Source organism: Kitasatospora albolonga, assembly GCA_002082585.1.
Lineage (GTDB): Bacteria > Actinomycetota > Actinomycetes > Streptomycetales > Streptomycetaceae > Streptomyces > Streptomyces stephensoniae.
This window is the reverse complement of record CP020563.1, coordinates 4,454,261-4,468,410: the sequence shown is the minus strand read 5'-3', so window position 1 is coordinate 4,468,410 and position 14,150 is coordinate 4,454,261. Positions and strand designations below refer to the sequence as shown.

Sequence of the window (14,150 nt, the reverse complement as noted above, 5' to 3'; positions counted from 1 at the left end):
GGCGACGGTAGAGGCATGCGCAGACAGCAGAGGGGGTCCGTCCCCCGGGACCGGGACGCCGAGGACGGCTGGGAGGTTGCCCGCCTCCCCGGCGGCGCCTCGCTCGACGGGGTCCGCCTGGCCGGCTTCCGTGACCGTGCGGCCGTCGGGCTGGACATGCAGGTGCTCCCCCAGCCCGCCGTGGTGGTCGTCATCGCTCTCGGGGACGCCCCCTTCACGGTGGAGAGCGTCACGGGGCATCGGCCGATGAGGAGTTTCGTCGCCCCGCTGTCACCCGGCCCGGCCCACATCCGGGGTGAGCGGGCCATATGCGTCGAGGTGTGCCTGTCACCACAGGCCGCCCATACGCTGCTGGGGGTCCCCCCGCGCGAACTGGACGGTTCCGTCACCGCGCTCGAGGACCTCTGGGGACGGCACGCGCGCCTTCTCCGCGAGCGGCTGACGGACGCCACCACATGGCAGGAGCGCCTCGTGCTGACGGATGCCTTCCTCACGAGGCGGGCCGCGGGGGCACCGACGATGTCGCCCGAGGTCGCCGCCGCCTGGGACACCATCGTGGCCCACCGGGGCCGGGTACGGGTTGCCGACCTCGCCGCCTCCTTCGGGTGGAGCCGCAAGCGGCTGTGGTCCAGGTTCACCGACCAGATCGGCCTCACCCCCAAGCGTGCCGCCGTACTCGTCCGCTTCGACCACGCCGCACGGGCACTGCACGCGGGCGGTTCCGCCTCCGACACCGCTCTGGCCTGCGGGTACGCCGACCAGTCGCACCTTCACCGGGACGTACGGGCACTGGCCGGATGCACGCCGGGCGCACTGGCCGGCAGGGCCACGTCCGCAGGCTGACCGTACGCGGGAACCCCTGCGGCGGACCCCATGAAGAACCTCCGTGAAGAACCCCGCAGAGAACCTCCTCTAAGAACCAGAACCGCGCCCGAGAACCCCGCCCGGAAAGGCAGCACCCGTGACGAACACCGAAGCCCGAACCACAGCGACGGACGTGGCCGACCGCGATCTGATCGGCCGACTCGCGTTCGGCAGCATGGCCGCGCAGACCCTGCGCGCGGCGGTCCGGTTGGGGGTGGTCGAGCTGCTCGGCGATGCGCCGCGCCGGGCCGCCGATGTGGCCGCCGACGCCGGGGCCGGGCACCAGCCCATGACACGGTTGCTGCGTGCCCTGACCGGGCTCGGCCTGCTGCGGGAACACGCCCCCGACTCCTTCGCGGTGACCCCGGCGGGCGCGCTCCTCCACCCCGGCCGCCCCGACTCACTCGCCTCGTTCGTCAGGATGTTCACCGAGCCTGCGATCGTACGGGCCTGGGAGCGTCTGGACGACAGTGTCCGTACCGGCGAGATCGCGTTCGACACCGCTTTCGGCACCGACTTCTTCAGCCATCTCGCCCAGCACCCCGAGCTGTCGGCGGACTTCAACGCGGCGATGAGCCAGGCCACTTCGGAGACCTCCGCCACGCTGCCGCACGCCTTCGACTTCGGCCGGTACGCCTCGGTCACGGACGTGGGCGGAGGCAACGGAACCCTTCTGGCCGGTGTGCTCGCCGCGCATCCGGGCCTCATCGGCGTGGTCCTCGACACGGCGGAGGGGCTGGCCGGAGCGCCGGACACGATGGCGCGGCGGGGGCTGGAGGGGCGGTACTCACTAGTCGCCGGAGACTTCTTCCGCTCCGTCCCCGCAGGGTCGGAGCTGTACCTGATGAAGAGCGTCCTGCACGACTGGACGGATGACCAGGTGGTCACGATCCTGAGCAACTGCCGCAAGGTGCTGCCGCCCGGCGGCCTCGTCCTGATCGTGGAGCCCGTGCTCCCCGAGGTCGTCGACAGCGCGGCGGGCGTCACCGACGGGGGTATCACCTACTTGAGCGACCTCAACATGCTGGTGAACGTGGGCGGCAGGGAGCGCACCCACAAGGACTTCACAAACGTGTGCCGCCGCGCGGGCCTGGCCCTCACGGCGGTCACACCACTCACGGAGGCCGCGCCGTTCGCCCTCATCGAAGCCGTGGCCGACTGACCACGGGCTAGGGGGTACGGCTACGGCTGAACGCGGCGCTCAGCTCCCGTCGAACACCGCGTCGGCGGTGGGCGCGGTGACGGCCCGCTCGAACCACACGTCGAGCACGGCGAGATCCTTGCAGTCGGTGATCCGCTGCCGCGCCTCGTCCGGCACAGCGACACCGCGCACGGCGAGAATCCGCAGAATGTCCTCGCCACGGCTCTCCAGCCGCCCCTCGTCACGGAAGGATTCGGCGACGAAGCCACGGAAGTGGCTGAGACCAGTGCCCATCAGGTTCCTCCAGAGCTCACGGGCCGGGGTGGCACCCAGGCCCGCTTCGGTGAATTCGGCGAAGACCGCTGCGGCGTCGGCATCCGTGGCCCGGAGGGCCTCGGCGAGTGCGTCCAGTATGGCAGCGATGTCGTGATCGTTACTATGGGTGATCGCGGAGAAGACGGCCATCGGCAGGTCCTCGGCGGCCCGTGCCGCGTCCGTGACCATCGGTACGTTGTGCGGGCCGAGCACCAGCGGGTACACGGCGAGGCTCGGGTGCTTCTCCAGGCCGATACGGATGGGCTCGGCCGCCCATTCCGCCGTCCCCTTGTCCCGGCAGACGACCAGCAGCACCGGCGGGTACCGGAACTTCGCGTAGAGGTGGGCGAGGTAGTAGGCCCAGCTGCTCCGCTTGTCCGGGTCCTTTCTGCCCTGGGCCTCGATCGCCAGCAGGAGGCAGTCGCCTCCGGCCAGCTCGATACGCAGCAGCGTGTCCACGTGCCGTTCGACCGGCCTGATCTCCGTGAGATCCGTGTCCATGAGCGACACCGCGACGGGCTCCGGAAAGGGGATGCCCAGGGTGCGGAAAGCACTGGCGAATAGGCCAGGGCTTTCCTGAAAGATCCGATGATGAGCCTCATGAGGCGAACTGACCATATGCCGGAGGCTAGAGGCCGTTTCGGCACATTCGTGAGGCATATGCTCAATCGTTCACCCGATCGTGTGGGTCTCGGCTCCCCGGCATGACACCATCGATCCGTGCTCGACATCGGCTACTCCCTCTCCCGCCGCTTCCCCGACCCCCCGCAGACCGACTACCGCCGCGCGGACGTCCGCGCGCTGCGGCACGATCTGTTCTCCGGTGACGTCTACCTCGCCGACACCAAGGCGGACCGTGAGGTGTCCACAGCCTGGGGATGGGTGCCGGTGCTCGACTTCGCGTGGGCGCTGTGCGACATCGTCGAGCAGATCGACCAGGACCCGCGCGGCAACCGCTCGCACCGGCGGCAGTACGCGGAGCTGGACTTCACCGAGTCCTCGGACGTCATGATCTTCGAGCGGCGCTTCGGCTGGGTGGACATCGAGGCGGACTGGATGCCCGGCGACGAGCCGCCTCTCACCTTCGGCCACTCCCTGCTGCGCCGCGAGGCCCGCGACTTCCTGCACGACCTGATCGCCGACCTCGCCGATATGCACGACGGCCTCGCCGACAACCCCGTGATCTGGGACCTCCAGGCCCGTTTCCCCCGTATGTGACCTCGCGAGGCCCGCCTCATGCCTCCACCCGCACCCCGATCTGCGCCGCGAACGCCGGAGCCAGCTCCATCAGCTGCGCCGGGCTGATCACCGCGCCCGCCAGCCGGTCCACGCCCCGGGCGATGTCCAGCTCGGCCACCGTCCGCAGGTCCACCGACTCCATCCGCACCGCGCTGAAGTCGGCCCGCTTCAGCACACAGTCCCGGAACTCCACCCGCACCAGGTGCGCGTCGCCGAAGTCCGGCTCGGAGAGCACACAGCCCTCGAAGACCACGTCCTTCAGCCGGGCCTTCCGCAGGTTCAGGTAATCGATCTTCCCGCCGCGCACCACCACCCGCTCCAGCACCGCCCCGTGCAGCTGCACCCCGCCCAGGCGCGCGTCCACCACCTCCACATCGCGCAGCGACGCCTCCGCGAGGTCGGTGCCCACGCCCCGTACGCCGGTCAGCACCGAGTCGATGAAGCGGGCCCGCCCCAGCTCCGTACGGTCGAGGGCGCAGCCGTCCAGCGCGCAGTCCATGAACCGCGCGCCCCGCCCCGACGCGTCCGCCAGGTCCACCCCGTCGAACCGCACCCCGTCGTAGTCCCCGTCCGGCTCCAGGCCCTCGCCCGCGTACGGAACGAGCGGCGGCAGCCGCACCTCCGGGCGCCGCGCCGCCGCGACGGTGCCCTTCTTGGTCCCGGTCGTCGTCCTCGTCGTCCTGCCCGCACTCGCTGCCATGACCCCATCGTGACGCACCCCACTGACAACACCGGGGTGGACCTCACGCGCGCCTGAGGTACGGGAGTCGGAGCGACCGCCCTACCGGCCCCTTCCCCACCCGCGCCGGGTCCTCGGGCCCGCCCCCCCGACTTCAACCCCCGCACCACCGCACCCCGGCGCGGACGGTCACTCCGCCCCCCAGCAGCTGCCGCGCGATCTCCGCATGCTCCGGGACCATCCTGTGCCCGCCGGTCCCCGCCCCCCACACCGCGTTCTGGAGCACCCGCCCCAGCGTCCAGGCCCGCGCCCTCCCCCGGTCCCGCTCCAGGCCCACCGCCTCCGTCAACGCGTCGAACCGCCACACCACCTCCCCGGCGTCGAACAGGTTGACCAGCGCCGGGAACAGCTCGAACCCCGGGTCCCCCGCCAGCGGCTTGGGGTCGAGCGCCACCCACTGCCCCGCACGCCCCGTGTCCGCCCGCCCCGCCAGGATGTTGTCGTAGTGCAGGTCCCAGTGGAGCAGCCGGTCCCCCGGCTCGCCCGCCACCTCCCGCACCGCCGCCACGCAGTCCGCGAGCAGCCGCCGCTCCGAGGCGTCGGCCAGCCGCCCGACCGTCTCCGGGGCCGCCGCGAGCATCCGCTCCACCGCGCCACCCAAGGTCCGCAGCCCCTCCGGCGCGGGCACCGCCACCAGCCGGGCCAGCACCTCACCGAGCACCCCCACGGCACCCCGTACATCAGCTACGTCAGCCACCCCGGCAGCCCCGACCGCCCCGGCCGTCTCCCGCATCCCAGCCACATCAACCACACCACCACCCACACCGACCCCCAGCACACCAGCCGCACCAGCCACCCCCCACCGCACCAGCCCCCCGGGCCACCCCCCGCCAACGGCCGCCCCTCATCAAGCCGTTCCAGCAGCAGCGCCCCGGTCTCCGGGTCATGGCCGAGCACGTCCACCGCCCCGGCCCCCGCCGCACCCCAGGCCCGCAGCGCGACCGGCTCGCCCGCCGTCTCCTCGTCCACCAGCTGGAGCTTCAGCACGGCCGGCACCCCGTCCGCCTCCCGCACCACGGGCAGGACCAGCGCGCACATGCCGTACATCGACGGCCCGTCCCGCCGCAGCCCCCACTCCTCCAGGAACCGCCCGGCGAGGCCCGGCAGCGCGGCGACGAAGGCTCGCCCGGCCGCCCCGTTGTATGCGTACTGAGTGGCGATCAGCTCGTCAGGGATGTCGATCACGCCACCGATCCTAGGGGCGTGCGTCAATCGGACCATGCCCCGAGAACAGCCGCACCGGGCCACCGACGGCAACGGGAAATCCACCGGCCGCCGCACCACCACCGACCGAAACCACCGCCACCCCAGCCCCGGCCCCAGCACCGGGCACAGCCGCCACCCCAGCCATCCCGACCACCCCAAGAACACCTGGATCACCGCCGTACGCCGCTGGATCACCGGCGCCCCCGGCACGTACATCTGGCTGGCGATCCTCTTCGTCACCACCGTCGTCCTGCACCGGATGTCGCCCGCCTTCGCGGAGGAGTTCCTGAGGGACCGCTCCACCAACCTCCACGAGCTCTCGCAGAACCCCGTCCGTGTCCTGGTCTCCAGCGCCCTGTGGATCGACGGCGCCCGCTGGCTCCCGTACGCCGTCCTGTTCACCGTCTTCCACGCCACCGCCGAACACTGGCTGGGCACCCTGCGCTGGCTCGCGGTCGCCGCCGCAGCGCACGTCGTGGCCACCCTGGTCAGCGAGGGCGCCCTCGGCTGGGCCGTCCGGTACGGGCACGCGCCGCAGTCCGCCGTCAACACGCTGGACGTCGGGGTGAGTTACGCCCTCGCCGGGGTGGTCGCCGTCCTCGCCTACCGGGTGCCGCGCCTCTGGCGGTACGTCTACGTCTTCGCCGTCCTCGTCCTCTACGGCATCCCCCTGATCGCCGACGGCCGCACCTTCACCGACCTGGGCCACTTCACCGCCGTACTGACCGGACTCGCCTGCTACCCCCTCACCACCCACGCCCGCCGGAAGGCGCGGAAGACGCAACGCCCCGCCGCGCAGTAACGTCCCGCCACACATACGCTCGACATCACACCGGTCGGCATCACACCGGACAGGGACCCCAGGGGCATCATGAGCACCGTCAGCAACGCCGGTACCGTCAACGGCGGCATATCGTTCTGGTACGCGCAGGAGGGCACCCCCACCCCCCGCGAACCCCTGCCCGGCGACGCGAGCGCCGACGTCTGCATCGTCGGCGGCGGCTACACGGGGCTCTGGACGGCGTACTACCTGAAGAAGGCCGTCCCCTTCCTCAACATCACCGTGCTGGAGGCCAAGTTCTGCGGTTACGGGGCCTCCGGCCGTAACGGCGGCTGGCTCTACAACGGCATCGCGGGCCGCGAACGGTACGCCAAGCTGCACGGCCACGAGGCCGCCGTACGGCTCCAGAAGGCGATGAACGAGACGGTCGGCGAGGTCGTCCGGATCGCCGCCGAGGAGAAGATCGAGGCGGACATCCACCAGGGCGGCGTCCTGGAGGTCGCCCACACCCCGGCCCAGCTCGCCCGGCTCAAGGACTTCCACAGCGTCGAGATCGCGTTCGGGGAGACCGACCGGGTCCTGCGCGGCGCCCGCGAGACCGCCGAGCGCGTCCGGGTCACCGGGGCCGTCGGCTCGACCTGGACCCCGCACGGCGCCCGGCTCCACCCCGCCAAGCTGGTCAAGGGGCTCGCGGACGCCGTGGAGGCGCTCGGGGTCACCATCCACGAGTCGACACCGGTCACCGAGATCAAGCCCAAGCACGCCGTCACCCCGTACGGCACGGTCCGCGCGCCCTACATCCTGCGCTGCACCGAGGGCTTCACGGCGGGCCTCAAGGGGCTCAGGCGGACCTGGCTCCCGATGAACTCCTCCATGATCGCCACCGAACCGCTCCCCGCCCGCGTCTGGGACACCATCGGCTGGGAGGGCCGCGAGACCCTCGGCGACATGGCCCACGCCTACCTCTACGCCCAGCGCACCGCCGACGACCGCATCGCCATCGGCGGCCGCGGCTACCCCTACCGCTACGGCTCCGCCACCGACCACGACGGCCGCACCCGGCCCGCCACCATCGCCGCCCTGCGCGATCTGCTGGTCCGCCTCTTCCCCACCACGGCGGGCGTCCGCATCGACCACGCCTGGTCCGGCGTCCTCGGCGTCCCCCGCGACTGGTGCGCCACCGTCACCCTGGACCGCTCCACGGGGCTCGGCTGGGCGGGCGGGTACGTCGGCTCCGGCGTCGCCACCGCCAACCTCGCCGCCCGCACCCTGCGCGACCTGATCCAGCAGGACTCCGGCCAGGCGGGCCCCACCGACCTGACGACCCTCCCCTGGGTCAACCACAAGGTCCGCCGCTGGGAGCCGGAACCCTTCCGCTGGCTGGGCGTCCACGGCCTGTACGCGGCCTACCGCGCCGCCGACCGCCGCGAGACGGTCTCGCCGCGCCCCGGGACCGACCCGATCGCGAAGGCGGCGGACCGCATCGCGGGCCGCCACTGAGACCGGCTACGGCGCGGGGCTCTCGGCCACCAGCACGCCCACCTTGTCGATCCGGTGCTCGGGGTTGCCGAGACCGTCGCGCCAGAAGTTCCCGGCCGCGTCGTCCTCGGGGGTGGCGCAGGTGGAGATCGTGATCATCGCCCGGTCCGGCTCCTCACCGGGCCGCCCCGGCACCTCCGCCCGCTGCTCGGCGAGCGAGCGCTCGCTGCGGAAGGAGGTCTTCCGGGTCTCGGTGATCTCGTACGTGTACCGGGTGCCGTCCTCCGTCACGTACACGGGATCGCCCTTGCCGAGATCCGGCAGATCCCGCAGCACGCCCCCGGCGCTGAGCCGGTGCGCGGTGACGAGGTAGTTGCCGACATCGCCCGGCCCCACGCCGCCCTCCTCCCCGTACGGACTGGAGGCGACGCCCCGGTCCTGGATGCGGCTGCCGGGCCGGTCGTCGGTCGTCCCCTCGTACGGCACCACGTCCAGGTCCTCGACACCGATGGCGGGGATCTCCAGGACGGCGGTCTCGGTGCGGGGTTCGGTGCGGTCGGCGGGGGCGGCGGAGACGAAGGCGGTCGTCAGCAGGACGGCGGCACCGGCACAGGCCGAGGCCCTGAGAGACGTACGCGTACGAAGACGGCGGCGACGGCGGCTCATGAGCTCCATCCCCCTCCCGGTCCGGGGAACTGCCTCTCCGTACACCAGTACACCAGGACCCAGTCGGGGCCGCCGGGTGTCAGTCGCGGGGCCAGGGCCGCCCGTCGAGGCGCTCGATGGAGAGGTTCAGACGGCTGAGCGAGACGGCGAGCTGCTCCGCCTCCTCGGGCGTCCAGTCGGCCATGACCTTCGCCAGGCCCGCCACGTTCCGGCTGCGGTCGCCGTCGAGCCGGCGTACGCCCTCGTCGGTGATGGCGAACTTGCGGGCGATGCCCCCGTCGGGGTCCGGGATGCGCTCGACGACCCCGGCGCGCAGCATCGCGGCGGTCTGCCGGTTGAGCGTGGAGGCGTCCAGCCCGAAGGCGTCGCTGAGCTGGCTGATGGACATGGGGCCCTCCACCTCGATCCGGCTGAGGAGGATGTAGGCGCTGCGGTCGAGCCGCCACTCCTCGCGCGGGGTGAGCAGATGCATGTACCGGCCGAGCAGCATGGTCTCGCGTTCGATCCGGTCGAGGGGCATGTCCACGCATCCAGGTATATCACGCTGGATATGCATGATGCATAAGCCGTGCATGATGCACATTCCATGTATCTTGCATACTCCATGTACCTTGCACACTCCGTGCATCGCGCATCACCACACAGCCCACCGAGGTCCGAGGGCCGAGGTCCGAGAGCCAAGGACTGAGGTCCGAGGTCCGAGGGCTGAGAAACGGAGAGACACCCCGTGGAGACTCCACCACCCGCACCGGCCTCCCCGGGGGCACCCACGGCCCGCCCCGGCGGGATCGTCGCCATCCTGGCCTTCGCCGGTATCGTGGCCGCGCTCACGCAGACCCTGGTGGTGCCGCTGATCGCGCGGCTCCCGGCGATGTTCGCCACCTCCGCGTCCAACGCCTCCTGGGTCATCACCGCCACCCTGCTGGCCGCCGCCGTCTCCACCCCCGTCGCCGGACGGCTCGGCGACCTGTACGGCAAGCGGCGGATGCTGCTCGTCTCCCTCGTACCGCTCGTCCTCGGCTCGGTGGTCTGCGCCCTGTCCTCGTCCGTGATCCCGATGATCGCCGGACGCGGCCTCCAGGGCCTCGGCATGGGCGTGGTGCCGCTCGGCATCAGCCTGCTGCGGGACGTCGTCCCGGCGGAGCGGCTCGGCCCGTCCATCGCGGTCATGAGCGCGTCGATGGGCGTGGGCGGCGCCCTGGGCCTGCCGTTCGCCGCCGCCATCGCGGAGAACACGAGCTGGCGGGTGCTGTTCTGGGTGGTCGCCGCCCTGGCCCTCGCGGTCGGCGCGCTGATCCGCGCCCTGGTCCCCGCCGACCGCCCGGCCACCGCCCCGGCGGGCCGCTTCGACCTGGTCGGGGCCATCGGCCTCGGGGCCGCGCTGATCGCCCTGCTGCTCGCCGTCTCCAAGGGCGCCGACTGGGGCTGGTCCAGCCCCACGACGCTCACCCTCTTCGCCGCCGCGCTGGTCCTCCTCCCCGTGTGGGCCCGGTGGGAGCTGCGGCGGCGCGACCCGCTGGTCGACCTCCGCGTGACCGCCCGCCCCCAGATCCTGATGACGAACACCGCCTCGGTCCTGGTCGGCTTCGCGATGTACGCGCAGTCCCTCGTCGTCCCCCAGCTGCTCCAGCTCCCCGAGGCGACGGGGTACGGCCTGGGGCGGTCGATGCTGGCGATGGGCCTGTGGATGGCCCCGGCCGGGCTGATGATGATGGCGATGTCCCCGCTCGGCGCGAAGCTCTCCGCCGCCAAGGGCCCCAAGGTCACCCTGGCCACCGGCAGCCTCCTGATCGCCGCCGGTTACGGTCTCTCCGTCCCGCTGATCGGCTCCGGCTCGCCGTGGAGCCTGCTGCTGGTCACCCTGGTCTGCAACTCCGGCGTGGGCTTCGCCTACGGGGCGATGCCCGCTCTCGTCATGAGCGCGGTCCCCCCGTCCGAGACCGCCTCCGCCAACAGCTTCAACGCCCTGATGCGCTCCATCGGCACGTCGTTCGCGGCGGCCGTCATCGGCGTGGTCCTGGCCCGCATGACGACCGACTTCGGCGGCTTCCCGCTGCCCTCCGAGAACGGCTTCCGCACCGCGATGCTGATCGGCTGCGGGGTGGGCCTGACGGCGGCGGTGGTCGCCGCGCTCATTCCCGTACGTACGGAGGAGGCACCGGCGGAGACGACGGCACCGCTGCGACCGGCGCCCGCCACGCGCACCTGACGGCCTGCGGGACGTCTACGGGCGCGGGGCGGGCGGACGCCCCGCGCCGGGGGTTCCGCAGGCCCGGCCGATGACCGCCGCCGTCAGCCCGTCGAGCTGCTCCCGCAGCTGGGCGACCCGGCGCAGCGCCTCTTCGTCGTCGGCGGAGGGCAACCAGCGTACGAGATCGTGGGCGTGTTCCCGTACGCTCCGGGCCAGCTCAGCGACGGCCTCCTCGGACGGCCCCCGGAGCGGCGGCACGAACCTCCGCCCGCCCGCGAGGCCCGTCGGGACGACGGGCCGGGGTGCGGTCGGGGGCGCGCACAGGCGGCGGCGGTGGGCGGTCTGGCGGCAGGTCTCTCCGCAGAACGTCCGGGGCCTTCCGTCGGCGGGCCCCACGGGGAGCACCGCGCCGCAGAGTTCACAGACCCGCCGTACGAGCCGCTGCCCCTCGCCCCGGTCCGCCGCGCCGGGGGTCACGCGCGCCTCCGGGCCGAACCCGTCTCCGTCAGGAGGGCCGCCCGGGTGGCGGGGCCGTACATCCCGGCGGGCTCGTCGATGCCCCGTATCCACTGGAACCGGTGCACGGCGGTCGCCACGTCCTCGTCGTACACACCGTCGTACGCCCCGTGGTAGAGGTGCATCAGGTCCAGCCGCCGTTGCAGATCGGCCACTTCGGGGCCCGTGCTGCCGAGCGTGAGCACGGGCGGGGTGTCCGGCTGCCGGACCGGCGGCGGGGGTACGGACGCCGGGGCGGACGGGGGCGCGGGGGGAGAAGGGGACGGCGGGGCGGACGGGGGCGTGGGGGTGGACGTGACGGACGGGGCGGGCACGGTGCTCGGACGCCGCGGGCGTACGGCGGAGGGGGCCGTCGAGGGTGACGGCGAGGCGTCGGCGGTGGGGGGCGGCTCCGGCGCGGGGGCTTCGGACGTCCCGGCCGCCGAGGGCAGCGGGGCCACCACCCGCGGCCCGTCGACGGTCACGAGCCGGTCGGCGCCCTGAGGGCCGGAGAGCCCGTACAGGACGGTCAGCGAACCGGCACCGGCCGCCGCGACGCACATGAGGAGCCCGGTGATCCGGGCGTACCGGGCGCGACGGGCATCGCCCCCGGTGTCGGCGTGGGCGTCGGCGTCGGCGTGGGCGTCGGCGTCGGCGTCGGCGTCGGCGTCGGCGTGGGCGTCGGCGTCGGCGTCGGCGTCGGCGTCGGCGTGGGCGTCGGCGTCGGCGTCGGCGTCGGCGTCGGCGTCGGCCTTACGGTTCGGTGGGAACGGGGGCGGGGGCGCCGGGCGGGGCGGCTCCGCGAAGAGGTTGAGGACCTCCTGCTCGACGGTGTCCTCGGTGCCGTCCGGCGGCGTGAGATGCCCGAACACGGGGCTCGCCGCGAAGCAGACGGTGCCCTGCGGGGGCACGCCCTGCGGCAACGCGCCCGGTGGGGGCGTCCCCTGCGGAGGCACGCCCTGCGGAGACATGCCCTGCGGGAACGGCCCTTGCGGGGGCGTTGCCGGGCGCCCCTGCCGGTCGGTCCGGGAATGGTGCCGGGAAGTCATGGGCTGCTGTGCCTCCGATCATGGGGTGCCTCGCGGGGTGGGCGGCGGACGTGCCGCACCCGGAAGGGCGGGGCGGCGCCGGTGCGCGCCGCCCCGCCCTTCGAGCCGTTCACCTGGTCCGGCGCGTCACACGCGGCGACGGCGGCGCGTCACGAGGGCGATCGCCGAGCCGACGGCGATCACCAGGGCCGCCGCCACGGCGATGGTCACCGTCGAACCGGCGCCCGTGAGGGCGAGGTTGCCGCCGCCCGGGGTGGACGCGGACGGGGACGGGACCGGTGGGGCGGCCGACGCCGGGGGCTCGGCGGGCGGGGTCTGCCCGGCCGGGGGCGACGGCGGGGCGGTCCGCTCCGGCGGGGTCGCCCCGGGCGGGTTCCCGGGCGTCCCCGGGGTCTCGGGGGTGTCCGGGACTCCGGGCTCGTCCGGGGTGGCGGGCTCGTCCGGCGTCCCGGGCTCGTCCGGACCGCTGGGCGGAGCGGGGGGCGGGGCGGTCGGGGTGTCCGGGGTGCAGGAGAAGGGCGGGGTGCCGTTCCAGGGGTAGTTGTGGCTCTCGTTGCCCGTGCCGTGGGTGGTCAGGTCCCCGCCGATGTACAGCCGGCCGTTGGTGCTCGCGGTGATGTCCGCGGACGCCCGGGGGGCCAGGACCGAGCCCATGAAGTTGCCGCCGCCGCCCAGGGTCAGCGAGGCGGAGTCCTGGAAGTTGTAAAGAATGCGTGAAGCGGCTTCACCGAATTTCGACGAACTGTAGACGTCGACCCGGTCGCCATTGAGTCCGGCCGCCATGGGGGAAATCCGGACGGCCTGGGTACCGGTCACATTGACCACGACGGACGATCCGGCCGGTATGGACTCGAACGAGAAGGTCGAGGCGCCGTTGATGTCGGCGGCGGAGATCTCGAAGACCTGGAGGTCGCCCTTGCTCGGGCCCGTACTGCGGAAGGTGACCGAGCCGCCCTTCGCCGACGTCGTCCCCGTGGCCTTCAGCGCGCCCAGGGCGGCCGACTCCTTCTTGACGGTCCCGCCGAACCCGGCGTGCGGCCGCAGCGCCGCCTCCCGGCCCAGTCCGTCCGCCTGACCGCCGCCGTTCGTCTCCAGCTTGCCCCGGACCGCCAGCTCACCGCCCACCCGGACCGAACCGCCGTATCCGGGGCCGGAGGTGAGGCCGTGTCCGACGTCCACCGTCATGCCCTGGGCGATCGACAGGTCGCCCCCGACGGCGAGCATCACCGCACCGGACTGCGGGATGACCCCCGAACCGGCCCCGACCCGGCCGATGTTGAAGATCCCGCCGTTCTTGGCGAACCGGGCGTCCCCGCCGACGACGAGCAGCCCCTCCGCCTCCGCCGAACCGCCCTTGACGGTGTAATCACCACCGGCGAAGAGGGCGATATTGTTGTCCGTGAAAGTCGGGGCATGACCGATGCCCGGAACTTCCCCCGGCGCGGGGCACGATTTCGACGCACCGGCAGCAAATGCGGGTCCGGCCGAAACTATTGTTCCGCCGCCTATGAGACCGACCGACAGCGCCAACGCGGCTGCCATACCTGTTCTTCTGAATGTCATTTCTCGCTTGCGCACGACGCCGACCATAGCAGCGGGGAGACCCCGCACAAGGGGGCCGGATCACCTGAACTCCGGCACCCTTTCCAAGGAATTGATAACGCGATCTCATAGCCCGGTTAAGGGAGCGATAAGAGAGAAAGGGACGCACTCCCGCGACGGCGTCGGACCACGCGCCGGACACGCATCGGGCCAGGGACCGGACCGCACACCGGGCCATGCACCGGGACGGCCGCGACGGCACCAGGGGCCTCCGCCGGGCCCGGGGACCGGTTAACTCCGGCGAGGTCCGGTTAACGCTGCCGATTCCGGATCGTTACGGACCTGACGGTCAGACACCCCACCCGGGACCACCCACGGCCACCCCCCTGAACGGCGACTGCACGCTCGCTCCCCCACCCCTCACCGCCCTCCACCGCGCTCAC

Annotated in this window: 14 protein-coding genes and 1 pseudogene; 6 read left to right on the top strand and 9 right to left on the bottom strand. The window is 72.8% G+C overall.

The window, feature by feature from the left end; genetic code table 11:
* Positions 1–15: 15 nt before the first annotated feature.
* Together B7C62_19535 and B7C62_19530 are read left to right on the top strand one after the other, a co-directional pair.
* Positions 16–843 (top strand): AraC family transcriptional regulator, encoded by an 828-nt coding sequence (locus B7C62_19535; GenBank protein ARF74185.1) that lies wholly within the window; start codon positions 16–18, stop codon positions 841–843.
* 118 nt (positions 844–961) lie between these two features.
* Positions 962–2,026, top strand: a complete 1,065-nt coding sequence (locus B7C62_19530; protein ARF74184.1) for a methyltransferase — start codon at positions 962–964, stop codon at positions 2,024–2,026.
* A gap of 39 nt (positions 2,027–2,065) precedes the next feature.
* Here the strand turns inward: B7C62_19530 and B7C62_19525 are convergent, their stop codons facing one another.
* Positions 2,066–2,938, bottom strand: coding sequence for a hypothetical protein (locus B7C62_19525; GenBank protein ARF74183.1), 873 nt, complete (start codon positions 2,936–2,938; stop codon positions 2,066–2,068).
* A 102-nt stretch (positions 2,939–3,040) separates the two neighbouring features.
* On the opposite strand from B7C62_19525, the gene B7C62_19520 reads away from it, so the two are divergent.
* On the top strand, positions 3,041–3,538 hold the full coding sequence (locus B7C62_19520; protein ARF74182.1) for a hypothetical protein: 498 nt from the start codon (positions 3,041–3,043) through the stop codon (positions 3,536–3,538).
* A gap of 16 nt (positions 3,539–3,554) precedes the next feature.
* Here the strand turns inward: B7C62_19520 and B7C62_19515 are convergent, their stop codons facing one another.
* From B7C62_19515 to B7C62_19505, 3 genes and pseudogenes are all read right to left on the bottom strand, one after another.
* Positions 3,555–4,178, bottom strand: a complete 624-nt coding sequence (locus B7C62_19515; GenBank protein ID ARF77270.1) for a hypothetical protein — start codon at positions 4,176–4,178, stop codon at positions 3,555–3,557.
* 214 nt (positions 4,179–4,392) lie between these two features.
* A complete protein-coding gene (locus tag B7C62_19510; protein ID ARF74181.1) occupies positions 4,393–5,109 on the bottom strand; it encodes a hypothetical protein in 717 nt (238 codons plus the stop codon).
* A gap of 14 nt (positions 5,110–5,123) precedes the next feature.
* Positions 5,124–5,483 (bottom strand): annotated as a pseudogene (locus tag B7C62_19505) (hydroxyurea phosphotransferase).
* A 190-nt stretch (positions 5,484–5,673) separates the two neighbouring features.
* Here B7C62_19505 and B7C62_19500 point away from each other — a divergent pair.
* Positions 5,674–6,306: a hypothetical protein gene (locus B7C62_19500; GenBank protein ID ARF77269.1), complete on the top strand. Its 633-nt coding sequence runs from the start codon at positions 5,674–5,676 to the stop codon at positions 6,304–6,306.
* A gap of 69 nt (positions 6,307–6,375) precedes the next feature.
* Complete coding sequence (locus B7C62_19495) at positions 6,376–7,785, top strand: FAD-dependent oxidoreductase (GenBank protein ARF74180.1); 1,410 nt, start codon at positions 6,376–6,378, stop codon at positions 7,783–7,785.
* 6 nt (positions 7,786–7,791) lie between these two features.
* Here the strand turns inward: B7C62_19495 and B7C62_19490 are convergent, their stop codons facing one another.
* Positions 7,792–8,430: a sortase gene (locus B7C62_19490; GenBank protein ID ARF77268.1), complete on the bottom strand. Its 639-nt coding sequence runs from the start codon at positions 8,428–8,430 to the stop codon at positions 7,792–7,794.
* Between the two features lie 79 nt (positions 8,431–8,509).
* Positions 8,510–8,956 (bottom strand): MarR family transcriptional regulator, encoded by a 447-nt coding sequence (locus B7C62_19485; protein ARF74179.1) that lies wholly within the window; start codon positions 8,954–8,956, stop codon positions 8,510–8,512.
* 201 nt (positions 8,957–9,157) lie between these two features.
* On the opposite strand from B7C62_19485, the gene B7C62_19480 reads away from it, so the two are divergent.
* On the top strand, positions 9,158–10,639 hold the full coding sequence (locus B7C62_19480; GenBank protein ARF74178.1) for an MFS transporter: 1,482 nt from the start codon (positions 9,158–9,160) through the stop codon (positions 10,637–10,639).
* 15 nt (positions 10,640–10,654) lie between these two features.
* Here B7C62_19480 and B7C62_19475 read toward each other — a convergent pair whose 3' ends face one another.
* The 3 genes from B7C62_19475 to B7C62_19465 all read right to left on the bottom strand — a co-directional run bounded on the left by B7C62_19475 (position 10,655) and on the right by B7C62_19465 (position 13,728).
* Positions 10,655–11,098 carry a hypothetical protein gene (locus B7C62_19475; protein ID ARF74177.1) on the bottom strand — a complete coding sequence of 148 codons (444 nt, stop codon included), beginning with the start codon at positions 11,096–11,098 and terminating at the stop codon, positions 10,655–10,657.
* A complete protein-coding gene (locus B7C62_19470) occupies positions 11,095–12,027 on the bottom strand; it encodes a hypothetical protein (GenBank protein ID ARF74176.1) in 933 nt (310 codons plus the stop codon). Before B7C62_19470 ends, B7C62_19475 begins: the two co-directional genes overlap by 4 nt.
* A gap of 264 nt (positions 12,028–12,291) precedes the next feature.
* Positions 12,292–13,728 (bottom strand): hypothetical protein, encoded by a 1,437-nt coding sequence (locus B7C62_19465; protein ID ARF77267.1) that lies wholly within the window; start codon positions 13,726–13,728, stop codon positions 12,292–12,294.
* Between the last annotated feature and the right edge of the window lie 422 nt (positions 13,729–14,150).